This is a genomic window from Motilimonas sp. 1_MG-2023 (assembly GCF_030547455.1).
GTDB lineage: Bacteria > Pseudomonadota > Gammaproteobacteria > Enterobacterales > CBDFNC01 > Motilimonas.
The window spans coordinates 49,421-65,324 of sequence record NZ_JAUOPX010000010.1; the positions used below are offsets into that span (position 1 = coordinate 49,421).

At 43.7% G+C, this 15,904-nt stretch carries 12 protein-coding genes; 7 read left to right on the forward strand and 5 right to left on the reverse strand.

Annotated elements, in window-relative coordinates:
- The first annotated feature begins 11 nt into the window (after positions 1-11).
- The 3 genes from udk to Q4519_RS07395 all read left to right on the forward strand — a co-directional run bounded on the left by udk (position 12) and on the right by Q4519_RS07395 (position 3,189).
- Positions 12-656, forward strand: a complete 645-nt coding sequence (udk, locus tag Q4519_RS07385) for a uridine kinase (RefSeq protein ID WP_303511279.1) — start codon at positions 12-14, stop codon at positions 654-656.
- A gap of 113 nt (positions 657-769) precedes the next feature.
- Positions 770-2,689, forward strand: a complete 1,920-nt coding sequence (locus Q4519_RS07390) for an AsmA family protein (protein ID WP_303511281.1) — start codon at positions 770-772, stop codon at positions 2,687-2,689.
- 14 nt (positions 2,690-2,703) lie between these two features.
- Positions 2,704-3,189 carry a low molecular weight protein-tyrosine-phosphatase gene (locus Q4519_RS07395; protein WP_232801281.1) on the forward strand — a complete coding sequence of 162 codons (486 nt, stop codon included), beginning with the start codon at positions 2,704-2,706 and terminating at the stop codon, positions 3,187-3,189.
- 38 nt (positions 3,190-3,227) lie between these two features.
- Here the strand turns inward: Q4519_RS07395 and Q4519_RS07400 are convergent, their stop codons facing one another.
- A complete protein-coding gene (locus Q4519_RS07400) occupies positions 3,228-4,907 on the reverse strand; it encodes an NAD-dependent malic enzyme (protein WP_232801280.1) in 1,680 nt (559 codons plus the stop codon).
- 123 nt (positions 4,908-5,030) lie between these two features.
- Positions 5,031-7,769, reverse strand: a complete 2,739-nt coding sequence (locus Q4519_RS07405; protein WP_303511284.1) for an ATP-binding protein — start codon at positions 7,767-7,769, stop codon at positions 5,031-5,033.
- A 119-nt stretch (positions 7,770-7,888) separates the two neighbouring features.
- On the opposite strand from Q4519_RS07405, the gene Q4519_RS07410 reads away from it, so the two are divergent.
- Positions 7,889-8,347, forward strand: a complete 459-nt coding sequence (locus Q4519_RS07410) for a YaiI/YqxD family protein (protein ID WP_232801278.1) — start codon at positions 7,889-7,891, stop codon at positions 8,345-8,347.
- Between the two features lie 62 nt (positions 8,348-8,409).
- Here Q4519_RS07410 and Q4519_RS07415 read toward each other — a convergent pair whose 3' ends face one another.
- Together Q4519_RS07415 and rne are read right to left on the reverse strand one after the other, a co-directional pair.
- Positions 8,410-9,981 (reverse strand): SulP family inorganic anion transporter, encoded by a 1,572-nt coding sequence (locus Q4519_RS07415; protein ID WP_303511288.1) that lies wholly within the window; start codon positions 9,979-9,981, stop codon positions 8,410-8,412.
- A gap of 109 nt (positions 9,982-10,090) precedes the next feature.
- Positions 10,091-13,141, reverse strand: a complete 3,051-nt coding sequence (rne, locus tag Q4519_RS07420) for a ribonuclease E (RefSeq protein WP_303511290.1) — start codon at positions 13,139-13,141, stop codon at positions 10,091-10,093.
- A 355-nt stretch (positions 13,142-13,496) separates the two neighbouring features.
- Here rne and rluC point away from each other — a divergent pair, with 355 nt between their 5' ends.
- A complete protein-coding gene (rluC, locus tag Q4519_RS07425) occupies positions 13,497-14,435 on the forward strand; it encodes a 23S rRNA pseudouridine(955/2504/2580) synthase RluC (protein ID WP_232801275.1) in 939 nt (312 codons plus the stop codon).
- A gap of 45 nt (positions 14,436-14,480) precedes the next feature.
- Here rluC and Q4519_RS07430 read toward each other — a convergent pair whose 3' ends face one another.
- Positions 14,481-15,062, reverse strand: a complete 582-nt coding sequence (locus Q4519_RS07430; protein WP_232801274.1) for a nucleoside triphosphate pyrophosphatase — start codon at positions 15,060-15,062, stop codon at positions 14,481-14,483.
- A gap of 128 nt (positions 15,063-15,190) precedes the next feature.
- Between Q4519_RS07430 and yceD the strand changes: the two genes are divergently transcribed.
- Both yceD and rpmF read left to right on the forward strand, forming a co-directional pair.
- Positions 15,191-15,715 carry a 23S rRNA accumulation protein YceD gene (yceD, locus tag Q4519_RS07435; protein WP_232801273.1) on the forward strand — a complete coding sequence of 175 codons (525 nt, stop codon included), beginning with the start codon at positions 15,191-15,193 and terminating at the stop codon, positions 15,713-15,715.
- Positions 15,716-15,725: 10 nt separating this feature from the next.
- A complete protein-coding gene (rpmF, locus tag Q4519_RS07440; protein WP_232801272.1) occupies positions 15,726-15,896 on the forward strand; it encodes a 50S ribosomal protein L32 in 171 nt (56 codons plus the stop codon).
- Positions 15,897-15,904: the final 8 nt, after the last annotated feature.

Here is a 15,904-nt window from a genome sequence, read left to right on the forward strand (position 1 = left end):
AATGAGCCCCCATGTCTAGCGATCAAAATGAAGCGGTTATTATCGCCATTGCAGGTGCATCAGCCTCAGGTAAGAGCCTGATAGCACAAACTATTTATAGAAAATTGAGAAAGGACTTTAGCTCACAAGAGATAGGTGTTATCTCAGAGGATAGATATTATCGAGATCAAACTCATCTGCCGATGGAGCAGCGGGTGTTAACCAATTATGATCACCCTAATGCCATGGAGCATGAGTTGTTGGTTAAACACTTAACAGCACTCAAAACGGGTCAAGCTGTTGAATTACCGAATTATTCCTATACAGAGCATACCCGTATGGCGGAAACGACAGAGTTTAAGCCAAAAAAAGTCATTATTCTTGAAGGTATTCTATTATTGAATGTACCGGAATTACGTGAATTGATGCATACCAGTGTGTTTATGGATACGCCATTGGATATTTGCTTGATTCGACGTTTGAAAAGGGATGTGGCTGAACGGGGACGTTCAATGGAATCTGTGTTGGCCCAGTATCAAGCCACGGTGCGACCAATGTTTATGCAATTCATTGAACCATCGAAACAATATGCTGATATCATAGTGCCTCGAGGCGGTAAAAATGTGATTGCAATAGACTTGTTAACAGCTCGCATTCGTCAATTTTTGAAGAATTAATAATCGCATATTTGCACTTAGGTTCTTGCCCATGTTAATGGGCGTTTTAAGAGAAGTGCTGATGCGTTTAGTTATTTCCAACTAATACTCGCTAGATATTGAAAAGGACCATAATGAAAAAACTCCTCTATGCCTTTGTAGCCATCGTGCTATTAATTATCATTGCTATCGTCACCATCACCAGTTTAGTGGACACCGACCGGGTGAAAGCGATGCTGTCGGAACAGGTAAAGTCGACAACTGGTGCTGATTTAGTGGTGTCGGGCGATCTGTCGTGGCGCTTTTTCCCTAGCTTAGGTTTTACGTTGGGCCAAACAGAATTGCGTAATGCAGCCGGCTACTCAGAGCAAAACTTGATTGAGTTTAAAAGTGCGAGCATGGACTTGGCAGTTAAACCTTTGTTCGACAGAAAAATTGAAGTTGGTCAAGTAACCTTTTCTGGCGTGAAAATTAATATTTTGACCAAAGCTAACGGTGAAACGAATGTCGATGAATTTAGCCAAGGTATCACCGAGCAAAACAAAGAACAATCCACTAAAGAGCAACCAACAGAGCCGAATCAACTGAGCGAAAGACCTGAATTCAGCATCAGTGTTGCGGGGATTAATATTGAGCAAGGTCAGTTGTTATTACGTGATGAAGTGAGTAAAAAGCAGCAGTTAGTCTCAAATATTGACTTTAGTACTTCTGACATTGCTTTAGAAAAAGCCATTCCCGTTAGTGTATCAGCTGATTACGCGGAGCAAGGGCTGGTAGCGAGATTCGAAAGTAGTTTTAACTTATTGGTTAACGCCCAGCTTGATGTTTTAACTATCACAACTATGCAGACTAAGGCTGAATTAGCAGGGGACGCCATTCCAAAGGGGCAGCAAACCATTCAAATGGATGCAGATTTACGTTATGAGCTAGGTAATAATTTAGCAACAATAACGAATCTGAAGCTAAATGCTTTTGCCCATGAGCTAACAGGCAGTGCTTCTGTGCAGCAAGCTAAGATCCCCAAAATTCGTTTTAATCTTTCGTCTGAGCAACTGGATGTAGATAATTTGTTGGCCCAGTTTACTGACTCAAATCAATCAACCACCGCGCAACCAGCAGCCACTGAAGAAACAGCCAAGGAAACAGAGCAAGCTAAATCGCCAGCATCAACCGATCTATCCATTTTGTCAGCAATTGATTTATTGGGTGATTTGTCCATCAGTAACGTTGCTGTATCAAATGCACAAATTGAACAAGTTAAAATGCAGGCCAAAATTAGCCAAGGCATTGCACAATTGTCAGGCATTCAAGCGCAACTTTATCAAGGCCAGTTAAAGGGCAATCTAACCCTTAATGGTAAGACTAAGGTGCCTACGTTTAAAGTGCAGCAAACTTTAACGGGCGTGCAAGTAAGACCATTAATGACGGCTGTTGCAGAAATGGACAAATTGGCGGGCACGATGAATGCTAGTATTAATCTGACTGGTACAGGGTTAACGGATCCTCAAATCAGAAAAAGTCTGGCTGGTGAAGCCAAGCTGAAGTTTACTGATGGCGCGTTACACGGCATTAATATTGCGCAAATGGTACGCAAAGGAAAAGCGCAGCTCAAAGGTCAAAGTGTTGATGAGGTGGCGGAAAAGAAAACCGACTTTTCAGCACTTACTGGCAGTTTCCAAATTGGTAAAGGTGTGGCACGCACGCAAGATATCAAGATGGAATCCCCCGCACTGCGGGTAAATGGTAAAGGTCATACCAATTTAGTCAGTGAGAGTTTGGATTTTCTTGTTGATGTCACTGTAGTGGGTTCTTTGAAAGGGCAAGGTGGTAAGTCAGAAGACGAGTTGGCAGGCTTTAACGTGCCAATAAAAGTTTCAGGATCTTGGCAAGCGCCTGCTTTCGCACTAGACATGGAAGCGTTACTGAAGCAGGAAATGAAACAGCATGGCGAGCAGTTAAAAGAGAAGCTCGAGCAAGCTATCGATGACAAAGTGAAAGATGAAGGCGCCAAAGAGTTACTGAAAAAATTACCCCTTAAAGGTTTATTTAATTAATACACGAGGCATTCATGGTTAAAAAAATCCTAGTCGTTTGTTTGGGAAACATATGCCGCTCTCCTACTGGGGAGGCTGTGCTGCGTCATAAGGCTAAACTGCGAGGATTTGATTTGGTGATTGACTCAGCGGGGACCATTGCGGCTCACGCCGGCGAAGGGCCGGATAGTCGCAGTGTGATAGCTGGTGAATCAAGGGGTTATCAGTTTACTGGGATTTATTCACGTAAAATCAGCGTCGATGATTTTGCTGAATTTGATTTGATCTTGGCTGCTGATAAGCAAAACTTGAGAGATTTAACAGCCATCTGTCCAGTTGACCAACAGCACAAGTTAGCTTTATTTTTGAGTTTTGCCAATGGTGATGTCGCAGAAATACCTGACCCATACTACGGCGGAGCTGGGGGGTTTAACAAAGTGATTGATTTGATTGAGCAAGCCAGTGACAGTTTGCTTGATTATCTGCAACACACGAAGGTGCAAACTAAGTCTGCGTTATAATAACATCAAGCCAGCCAGACTGGCTTGATGTAACATACCTAGAATGACGTACGTCGGTATTGGCGATACTCTGGTCGCCAAAATTGATTGATTAGTTCTTGATCTAACACTTCTTCCGCAACAGGTAAGGCCAGACCATCTTCAATGGCTTGCATCGCAACCGCTTTAGCGATTTTTTTGCTGACCGTTTGTATTTCAGCTAGCGGTGGTAACAGGCCATCCGTTTCTTGGTAAGCCATTGACGCATCGGCCAATGCTTGGCTAGCTGCCATTAACATATTGTCACTGATTGATTTAGCGGCAACCGCTAACACGCCAAGTCCTATACCGGGGAAAATATAGCTGTTATTACACTGCGATATTTCAATGGTTTGTTCTTGGTATACCACCGGCGGGAATGGACTGCCCGTCGCTACGATTGCTTTCCCTTGGCTCCAATGAATGATATCTGACGGCGTGCCTTCAACCCGTGACGTTGGGTTGGATAAGGGGAGTACGATCGGTTGTGGAGTATTAACGCAAAGTTGTTCGATGATTTCTTGTGTAAACAGCCCAGGTTGGCCACTAACGCCTATTAATACGGTAATTTTGCCTTGTTCGACTACCTGCTGTAAGCCCAATGGAGCGGGCGTCGGCCAGTTGGAAATACGTGTTTTGGCTTGCACTAATGGCTGTTGGAAGCCTTGTAAATTAGGCATGTCATCGGTTAATAGGCCATATCGGTCAACCATAAATACTTGGGATCTTGCTTGTTGCTCAGACAAGCCTTCACGTTGCATTTGTTTTACAATGTGCTCTGCGATGCCACAGCCTGCTGAGCCAGCCCCGAGAAAGGCGATGTTTTGCTCACTGAGCTTTTGCCCTTTGTTTTGACATGCTGCTATCAATGTGCCGACCGAAACCGCCGCTGTGCCTTGAATGTCATCGTTAAAGCAGCACAGTTGGTTGCGGTATTTTTGCAGTAAGGGGGTGGCATTAGCTTGTGCAAAGTCTTCAAATTGCAATAACACTTCTGGCCAGCGACGTTTTACTGCCTGAATAAATTCGTCAACAAACTCGGCATACTGTTCACCATCAATGCGTGGATTACGCCAGCCCATGTACATAGGATCGCTGAGTAACTGTGTATTGTTAGTACCAACATCGAGCACTATGGGTAAACAATAGGCTGGGCTAATACCACCACAAGCAGTGTAAAGAGCCAGTTTTCCTATTGGAATACCCATTCCCCCAATGCCTTGGTCGCCAAGACCTAAGATCCGCTCGCCATCTGTTACGACGATCACTTTTACATTTTGCTTGGTCGCATTTTGCAGCATGTCGTCTATCTTGTCGCGCTCTGGATAGGAGATAAAAAGACCCCGTTTACGGCGATATATTTTAGAAAACTTCTGACACGCAAGGCCAACCGTTGGCGTATAAATCAGCGGCATGATCTCTTCAAGATGATGATCAATCAGACGGTGAAACAGGGTTTCATTGGTATCTTGAATGTTACGTAAATAAATGTGCTTGTCTAAGTCTGATTTAAAGGAGGAAAACTGCTGGTAAGCCCTTGCGGCTTGCTCTTCAATGGTTTCAATATTGTGCGGCAATAAACCAGTTAAATTAAAACTGTCGCGCTCTTCTTGAGAGAATGCACTGCCTTTATTGAGTAAAGATGTTTCCAGCAATGCAGGGCCAGCAAAGGGAATGTATAACGGGCGTTGAAATGGCATAGGTATGGCTCAAAGTTATGAATAAAGTAGCTCTATAGCTTGGTTATTTATTGTGCCGAATAACCAAGCATTTACAACTGTTAAATTGTTTAGCCTTATCAAAATTGGGGTATAAACGGACCTCTAGACGATGATCTCGCCTCCATTTTTTGTGCCAAACTGGATTAACGTGGCTTTGAGGTTGTCCATATCAATGGGTTTGGCTATGTGTGCGTTAAAGCCAATTTCGATGGCATAAATTTTTTCATCTTGCATCACATCTGCAGTGAGCGCAATGATTGGGAGATCAATAAACTCGGGGATTTGTCGAATGACTTTAGTTGCTTCATAGCCATCTAGTATAGGCATTTGACAATCCATCAATACGATATCAAAGGCTTGTTGTTTAACCGCATCGATAGCTTGCTGTCCGTCGGATACAACAACAGGCTCGATAGCAAAATTATTGAGCATACCTTTGATAACCATTTGGTTTACCATGTTATCTTCGGCGACAAGGACGGCTAACTGTGACAGAGGTGTGGTATTTGGCTTGATTGATTGATCCACTTTTGGTGGCTCACAGGTTGCTAGCGGTATCGTTAAGCAAAAGCATGAGCCTTCACCAATTTGGCTTTCAACAGTAAGCTTACCTTGCATTAACTCGGTTAAACGTTTGCTGATGGCTAAACCTAACCCAGTACCGCCAAAACGACGAGAAGTCGATGAATCCGCTTGAGTAAAGGCTTTAAACAAATTAGCTTGTTGTGTTTTAGATATGCCAATGCCGCTGTCTTTGACACTGATGATTAATGCTGATGTGTTTTCTTGGTAGTTAGTCAACTCTGCAGATAATTCAATCAAACCTTGTTCGGTAAATTTAAACGCATTTGAACACAGGTTCATTAATACCTGTTCTAAGCGTAAAGGGTCACCGATAAACCATTGGTCTTCATCGACATGATTAACGACTCGCCAAGTTAATGATTTATTAATTACACTTGGTTCAAACAGCGTTTGCATGCTGGATAATATGGTCTGTAAATTGAAAGGGATAGACTCGAGCTCAAGCTTGTTGGCTTCGATTTTAGCTATATCTAATATGTCGTTAATGATGTTGAGTAAAGCGGAAGATGATTGCTGGGTTTTAGCCAGATAGGTTTTTATTTCTTCTTTATCATCACTTAACTCAGCCAATTGGGTGAAACCTATTACGGCATTGAGTGGGGTTCGTATTTCATGGCTCATATGGGCTAGAAAACGACTTTTTGCCTGATTGGCATTATCTGATTCTTGCTTTGCTTTTTCTAATTCAATGGTGCGGGCTTGCACCATTAAATCAAGACTGTGGCGACGATTATTCATCAACAAAATTAATAACATAACAAATGCAATGATAATGAGTTGGATGATTAAAAGCAGTTGTGACCATTGACTTTGGTATTGCTGAACAAAGCTGGATTTAATTGCTAGGTTAAGACGCCAAGTTTGTCCGGCGACATTAAAGTAAATGACTTGTGGCTCACTCGCTACAGCGGCAGGGCCTTCGGTATGGTTGATAAATGGCTTGTTGGCACCTTCCTCATATAGTTGATAATTAAATATTGAGGAATGCGTGGTATTGAAGGCCTGATCTATCATAGGTTGTACCAAGAAAACACCGGTCGCATAGCCACTTGGAGTGTGATCATCATTTTTCGTGCCGTGTTGATAGACAGGCGCAAATAATAAGTAACCTGGCTCAGGGATCACAGATTGAACCAATCGAATAATGGGTGTGGCGATGGGGCGGTAGGGCAATAGTTCGCTATTGAGAGCTGATTTACGAGCTGGATCTGAAAAAACATTAAAGCCAATAGCAGCTTCATTGCCTTGCTCTGGGTAAATTAATCCTATTACGACAATCGGATCATCAGGTTGTAGAGGGGCTCCTTTAACGCTGATTTCTCTTTTATAGTAACTGCTTATTTGCTGCTCTACTTCCTTTTGGCGTGAGGCGGGCACTAAAAGATTCCAAGATAACGCTTTGACACCTGATTGTTGCGCGATGAGTTTACTGGCAAATTGATTAAAGTTATGTCGACTAATATGAGTGGTATTATTTAGATAGCTGGATAAAACTTGAACGGTTGATATGCTGTTATTGAACTGTCGATATAAGCTGTTTTCAAGTACTTTCATTTCTTTTTTAGCTAGCATAAAAGCATTTTGTTGACTGTTGTGGACAAAAAACAAAGTCGTAAATGAAGCTGATATAAACAGCACCGTGGCGGTAAGTAAGATCAAACTACGTGATTTTTTAGTCTGACTATCGAGTTGATTCAAATGGAGTAGAGAAAGTAACAAGGGCGTCGCGATCAATACCCCCAGTGAATCTCCTAACCACCAGTTTAATACGTTGCGCCAATGATGTGCAAAGTCATAGTAGGGATTGAATAAACTCAGAGCATAAACGCCGATATTGCTGGAAATAAGGTTAATCAGTAGGCCAACAATTAAAATAAAGGCGATCACTTTTAAGTCTGACCGGCAGTGCAGGGGGCTACCAATCCAATAAAGAAGTATGCTGGCGCCAACCAGCGCTTGTATTGTTGCACCCGATGCAATCATGCCCACCTCAAGCATTAAGTCGAAGGTGACGTCTGCCGGGCTAAGTGGAAAGTGACTGTATAAGTTAAAGCTTATTGATGCGATAAATACGGCTGGTACAAACCGCCAGCGCCAGACATAACAACCGTACAAGGCAATACCAGCGGGCAACCAAACAGGCACGACTTGTGACTGAGAAAAGAAATCCGCAAGTAATACGCCACAGAAGAAATAACTCAGGCAAAGAGCAAGGTATAGTACAATATTGCGTGAATAGACTGAGATGGAAACCAATTCAAGCCCTTATTATAGTGAGTAAATAGCAATAATTAGCTCAATGATAGATGAGAAAGGGGCATAAAGCAGGCAGGTAACCATATATTTTAATAGATAAAAATGTTCTGGAGTGATAAATGAATATTTGGGTTGATGCAGATGCTTGCCCGGTGGTAATTAAAGAAATAATTTTTCGAGCTGCGCAAAGAGCGAGTATTCATACTACCTTAGTGGCTAATGCCAGTATGCCAACACCTCCTTCGCCTTATTTGCATACGCTACAGGTTGCTTCCGGTTTTGATGTTGCCGATGATGAAATTGTTGTGCGGGTTGATAATGGGGATATTGTGATCACTGCGGATATTCCATTAGCTGATGAAGTGATTAGCAAAGGTGCTTGGGTATTAAGCCCAAGAGGTGAGCTGTTGACAAAAGAAAACATTCGCCAGCGCTTAAATATGCGCGATTTTATGGACACGCTACGTAGCAGTGGCGTTCAATCGGGTGGGCCTGCACCATTGAATAATAAAGATAAAATGGCCTTTGCTAATGGCCTTGATAAATTGATTAGCCAGTATCAGCGCCGTAGCAAGTAAAGGAGGGAGATGTATCGCCGGGGGCCAGTGCGCTCAGGCACAATACCTGAGCGCAAATAACATTAGCCTAAGCTATCTGTCATAACTTTATAGTTTGGATCTTCAATCATATTCACCTCAACCAGATCGCCAGCTCGCGTGAGTAATTGACGACACTCAGGACTTAGGTGTTTAAGATGCAACGTTTTTCCTTGATTGATATAGCGTTCAGCAAGGGTATCAATAGCTTCAAGAGCCGAGTGGTCTACCACGCGTGAACCAGCAAAGTCGATGATCACATCCTTGGGGTCGTTTTTAACATCAAACAGAGCGAGAAAGTGACTGACTGAGCCAAAAAATAATGGGCCGTGAAGTTGGTAAATTTTATGCTCTGTATCAGGTTGAGAGCTATCAGCATAGATGTGTTTAGCGTGTTGCCAAGCAAACACTAAGGCTGACACTATTACGCCGACAAATACCGCGATAGCTAAGTCAGTAAATACTGTTACCACTGTTACGAGTACAATCACAAAGGCATCATGCTTTGGCACTTTACGCATCACTTTAAAAGAAGCCCATTCAAAAGTGCCTAATACCACAATGAACATGACGCCTACTAAAGCGGCCAACGGCACGACTTCAATTACACTTGATGCAAACAGGATAAAGGCAAGTAAGCCTAACGCTGCGGTGATCCCAGATAAACGACCACGGCCACCGGAATTGATGTTGATCATCGACTGACCGATCATGGCACAACCGCCCATGCCGCCAAACACGCCATTTGTCATGTTCGCGACACCTTGCGCGACACATTCTTTATTGCTGTTACCGTGAGTATCTGTCATTTCATCGATCACGGTTAATGTGAGTAAGGATTCAATTAAACCCACCGCCGCTAAGATCAGTGAATAGGGCAAAATGATTTGTAATGTTTCCCAAGATAGCGGCACCTCAGGTAATGCAAAACTCGGCAATGAACCTTGTACCGTTGCATTAATATCACCTGTCATATTGATCAGATAGTCTTGAACGTTTCGGGTATCTAAATCAAATCCGATAGCGATTAATGTTACTGTGGCAATCGCGACTAATGATGATGGGACTGCGGTGGTTAGTTTAGGTAAAAGGTGAATGATAGCCATGGTGAGAAGGATCAAAGCAATCATAATACTGAGCTGCTCAGTTGCTAGCCATTGGTAGATATTATCGCCGTTTTCATCAACGCCAATCTTCTCTTTAAATTGACCAAACTGGGCTAAGAAAATGACGATGGCCAAGCCGTTAACAAATCCTATCATTACCGAGTGCGGCACAATACGGATAAATTTACCAAGGCGAAATATACCCGCTAAAATTTGCAGCAGGCCGGTGAGTAAAACCGCAGCAAAAAGGTATTGCACGCCATGACTGGCAACCAGTGACACCATCACCACCGCCATGGCGCCAGTAGCACCGGAAATCATTCCAGGTCGACCGCCAAAAACCGCAGTAATTAACCCCACCATAAAGGCAGCATAAAGGCCAATCATCGGGTCGACACCAGCGACAAAGGCAAACGCTACCGCCTCAGGGACAAGGGCGAGGGCAACTGTAAGGCCAGACAAAACGTCATTCTTCACGCTGACCTTAGTAAATTTGGGGAACTCAAACATGCTGTAAATCTTCTTTTTCTGAGGGTGAGGTTAATATCACATCAACCAAATTTTAGATGAAAAAAGACCGCCTAATGCGGTCTTTTTCGTTTAACGCTAACAGTGCATTTTATGACTGCTGTGGTCGGCTCATCTCGCTAGTTGCACTGCTTGAAGCATTTAAGCTACCAGCTTGCTTAACCGATTTAGTGATAGGCGCTCGACTAGCTGCAATACGTGTTGCTACTTTAGGTGCATTAGAAGGTGCAAAATTTGGCTTAGTCATGCCAGATGTTGCGTGTCCTTTTGCTAGAATCACTGGCTTAGCTGCCGCCATTTTTTCTGTTGATGCTGCTTTGGGTGTTGCCACCACTTCGCTAGCAATAGTTGTTTCTGGCTGTGGTGAAATAGGAGCGGCGCTTGCTACTGCTGCAGGCATGGCAGAGCTCTCTTGCACCACAGATTCCGTTTTAGCTTCCACCTTAACTGAATTTTTAGCTTCATCAATTGTTGGCGCTTTTTCTGCTTCGGTCACCTTCACTTCTGTGTCAGCTGGTGCAGGTTGTGGTTGTGAAACAGCAGATGCTGAGTCTATATTGGCTGCTTCAGCAGGCTTAGATTCAACCTTAGATGGCTCAGCTTGTTCCGCTTGCTCAGGGTAACGAGATACAACGGGATCATCTGTTTTATTCTCAGCGGCTATATCTGCATTGCTACCTTCTTGCTCACGCTGGTCACTAAAACGTTTGCGACGATAGTTACCAGTGCGAAGGTGGCGCGGGGTACGACGAGAACGTTTACCTTCATCTTCAGTTTTCTCAACTTCTGCTGTTTCAGTCGTTACTGTTTCAGTCGTTGGCTCAACAACCGGTTGTGACTCTGGTTGTTGTGGTGCAACGGTATCGGCCGGCTGAGCTTCTACCACGGGAGTTGCCGTGTTGGTTGGCTCAGTGACTGATTCGGCCGATTGTTCAGTAACAGGATCTTTGGCAGCGAGAGCTTGCTCTTGTATCTGTTTTTTCTTGATTGGCTTACGGCGCGGTTTTTTCTCTGGCTGTGGCGTAGCTTGTGCCGCTTCAACATTAGCTTGCTCTGCCGAGACGTCAGACGTTTCAGTAGACTCTTGTTTTACACGTACTTTCTTGCGCATATTTCGGCGCTGACGACGTTCGGCAACGACTTGCTCTTTGTCGTTCTTGCCTTCGGTACGCTCTTGACGTTGACGCTGTGGTTTTTCTTGACGTTCAGCTTTGGCTGGTTGCCCTTGGTTTTCGTTTTCTAGTTGGTCGGGTTTAGCCTTAGCGCGGCGTTTTGGACGTTCACTTCGTTCCGTGCGATCATTCCCATTTCGCTCGCCTTGACCTTCATTACGACGGTTGCGACGGCGTGAGTCGTTATTACGACGTGCGCGCTGCGGTTTATCTTCTTTAGTTTTGTTTTCTGTTGTTTGCTTTTTCTCTTCAACCACAGGCTCTGCTGGGGCAAAGAAGTCGCCAATTGCTTTAAACAAACGGCTAAATAAAGACGTTGGTTGAGGAGCCACTTTTGCTGTTGGAGCCGGCGGCTTATCTGCTACTGTAGTCGGCTCATTGCTAGTAACAAAACCATGTACAGCAGGCTCTTCGGTTGAACGATGTGAGCTAATTTGGCCTGGCTGATATACCTCAGCAGTACGCTCTAAACTATTGTAATCAATCACTTCAACTTCATCGTTTTTACGTAAACGAGAAACTTCAAAGTGCGGTGATTGCAGGTTTTCATTTGGAATGATGTAAACTTCAACATTGTGGCGTTTTTCAATTTTGGCCACCGCGCGACGTTTTTCATTCAGCAAATAAGCTGCCACAGCAACAGGCACCATTGCTTGAATTTGTACTGTGTTTTCTTTAATCGCTTCTTCTTCAATCAGGCGAAGAATGGCCAGAGCCAGTGATTCATTATCACGAATGGTACCTTGGCCATTACAGCGAGGACAAACGTGAGAAGCAGATTCACCTAATGAAGGGCGTAGACGCTGACGCGACATTTCCATCAAACCAAAACGAGAGATGCGACCAAGTTGAACCCGCGCACGGTCTTGACGTACTGCATCGCGCATACGGTTTTCAACTTCACGTTGATGGCGTACTGGTGACATGTCGATGAAGTCAATAACAACTAAACCACCTAAGTCACGTAGACGTAATTGACGGGCAATTTCGTCTGCAGCTTCTAGGTTCGTATTTAGTGCTGTTTCTTCGATATCACCGCCGCGGGTAGAGCGTGCGGAGTTGATATCAATGGACGTCAAGGCTTCGGTTGGGTCGATAACAATTGAGCCACCAGAAGGCAGACGAACCTCACGTTGGAAAGCCGACTGAATCTGGCTCTCTACTTGATAGTGAGTGAACATAGGTGACTCTAATTGATAGAGTTTTACGCGACTTAAAAAGTCAGGACGAACCATGGCAATATGCTGTTTAGCAAGCTCGTAAGTCTTTCCGTGATCAATTAAGATTTCGCCAATGTCGCGACGTAAATAGTCACGAATAGCGCGAACAATGACGTTTGATTCACGATGAAGTAGACAAGGCGCTGCGCGTTTATCCGACTCTTCGGTAATGTGTGACCAGTGGTTGATCAACATTTTCAAATCATGCTCAAGCTCTTCTGCAGACTTGCCTACACCTGCTGTGCGCACGATTAACCCCATGCCATCAGGCAAGGTGATATTACTTAGCGCATCTTTCAGTTGAGTGCGTTCGTCACCTTCAATGCGGCGAGAGATCCCCCCAGCACGAGGATTATTTGGCATTAATACTAGGTAAGAGCCCGCTAAACTGATAAAAGTGGTGAGCGCTGCACCCTTGTTACCACGCTCTTCTTTATCAACTTGAATGATGACTTCTTGGTTTTCTTTTAATACTTCTCGAATATTCGGACGACCTTTGTAAGAGTAGTCTTTTGGGAAGTAATTTTTGGCAATTTCTTTAAGTGGAAGGAAACCATGACGTTCTGCACCGTATTCAACGAATGCTGCTTCTAAACTCGGTTCAATGCGGGTGATTTTACCTTTATAGATGTTGGCTTTCTTTTGATCGTGTCCAGGGCTTTCTATATCTAAATCATACAAAGTTTGCCCATCAACTAGGGCAACGCGCAACTCTTCTGCTTGAGTTGCGTTAATTAACATTCTTTTCATTTTTTACTCTATTAAATTCGGTGTCATAAATCGCCGCACCCTTTGGCTGCTTGGCCCCGGGTCGTTAGCATGGATGCAACCTCACGGTTGGAATGCATGGGGCGCTGTTTCGGCTACATAAAACCTTTTGACTGTTTTATAGTGGTTTTATGCTAATTTGCCTAGCAGGCTCGTTCTCTTCTCGGAATGCGACGCTGTTACAGCTGTTTCATTACTGCTTAAAATTTTTCAGCCTGTATTTTTTGATTTTTACCGTTTTGGCGGGAAAAACCTGCCGATTATCCCATTTTATTAGTGTTTTTAGCAAGGTATTATTTCTATTTGATCTGGCTGCGCTTCTGGTAGAATGCGCGCCATGAATGAATTATATAAAACAGTCCAGTTCCTTGACATCGACGATGAATATCAAGGCCAGCGGATAGACAATTTTCTTATTGCGCGTTTAAAAGGTGTGCCGAAAAGCTTGGTGTACCGTATTGTGCGTAAGGGTGAAGTGCGGGTAAACAAAAAGCGGGTTAAACCGGAATACAAGTTGCTTGTGGGAGATGTGGTTCGAGTTCCACCGCTACGCGTAGCTGAAGCCGATGCGCCGCCTTCGGTTAAGTTAAACAAAGTTGCCGCCCTTGAGTCGCAAATTTTATTTGAAGATGACTGGTTGATTGTGCTTAACAAACCTTCTGGTTTGGCTGTGCATGGTGGCAGTGGCTTAAGCTTTGGCGTGATTGAAGGATTACGGGCATTGCGACCACAATGCCGCTTTCTTGAACTAGTACACCGGATTGACCGAGATACATCAGGTTGCCTATTAATTGCTAAAAAGCGCAGTGCATTACGTTCGTTACATGAGCAGTTACGTAATAAAACCATGCGCAAGCGTTATCATGCATTAGTGCAAGGGTCGTGGCCAAAATCTATTCGTGTTGTCACTGAGCCATTGTTAAAAAAGGCAGAACAGTCCTTAGTGCAGGTACATCCAGAAGGTAAGGCAAGTGAAACTCGGTTTAAAATTTTGCAGCGTTATCAGCACTGCACCTTAGTAGAAGCAAGCCCAGTAACTGGACGAACCCATCAAATTCGTGTGCACACGGCTTGCAATAGTCACCCGATTGCCGGTGATGATAAATACGGTGATGATGTGTTTGCCGCAGAGATGAAAAAACAAGGATTAACAAGGTTGTTCTTACATGCTGCTCAACTGGATTTTTTTCATCCTGGCATTGAACAAACAATGACAGTAGAAGCGCCACTGAGCCCTGAATTGGTCGCTGTGTTAGGTCAGTTAAAAAGAGCTTAATAGTGTAAGCGCTTTTTAACATCGTTTAACTGCTGGCTAAGGAAATTAAATCACCCTTAGTCCAGCTTCATCTAATATCTCTATTAATGAAATCAGCGGTAAGCCAATTAAGCTATTTGGGTCTCTTCCTTCAAGCCTACCGAATAAACTAATGCCAAACCCTTCACTTTTAAAGCTGCCAGCGCAGTCATAAGGCTGTTCGACCGTCAAATAATGGTCGATCATTTCATCGGTTAATTGACGAAAGTGGACAATGTAAGGTTCCACTAGTGAGGTTACCTGCTGTGTTTCACTGTCTATCACCGCAAGACCAGTATAAAAAGTGACTTTATTTCCACTGGCAGCTTTTAATTGGGCAAATGCATTTTCATAGTTACCCGGTTTGCCAAGAATGTCGCCATGACTAACACAGACCTGATCTGAGCCAATGATAATGGCATTGGAGTGCTGTTTAGCGATGACCTGTGCTTTTGCGATGGCTAAGCGTTCGACAAGCTCTAATGCGGTTTCATTAGCTAGGGGCGTTTCATCAGTATCTGGTTTAGCCGTGCTAAAAGGAAGGTTTAGCTTTTCCAGTAACGCTTTTCGGTATGGCGACGTTGAAGCCAAAATAAGTTTTTTGTTCATTTTAGAATCATTCTGTTAGGGTGTTTTAGGCTATTGTATTTTAACCTGTGAGCAGAAAGCGAGAATAAGCGGAAAAAAGAGGTTTTTCCTTTGACTCTATTTCACCGAATCTATATTATGCGCGCCTTATGCAAAGACTTAAGATTCAAATTAGCGTTGACCCTGTTCGCGCTGCTCAAAAAAAACTGGATATTCAGGGCATTGTTCCTGCATCCAACTTGAGTAGACTTGCAGAATCAACAAAAGGTATTTGCAATGATATTGAAACAAACTTGAGTTTCGATTTCGATCTGCAGAAGCTGCCTACTATTCGTGGGACGGCCGAAGTAGACGTAATACTTGAGTGTCAGAGGTGCTCAGACGCATTTCAGTATACTTGTAAAGCTGAGTTTTTATACACACCTGTGCGCTTCGGTGCAGAGGATACCGATTTACCTAGCGCTTACGATATCATTGAACGTGATGAAGAAGGTGAGATAAACCTTCATCAGCTTGTAGAAGATGAATTGATTCTTAACCTGCCACTGATTGCTATGCATGATGTTGCAGATTGTGGACTCAAAGAATTTGATACCTCATTCGGTGAAATTGTAGAAGAAGAGCGCGTTAACCCATTTGCAGTTTTAGAATCTCTAAAACGCAAAAGTAAGTAAGGAGTCAGCCATGGCTGTTCAAAAGAGCAAAAAATCTCGTTCTAAGCGCGGTATGCGTCGTTCACATGATGCACTAGTACCTACACAACTTTCTGTAGATGCTACTTCTGGTGAGTTACACCTACGTCACCATGTAACTGCTGACGGTTACTACCGTGGCCAAAAAGTAGTTAACCTGTAAGGTTATCT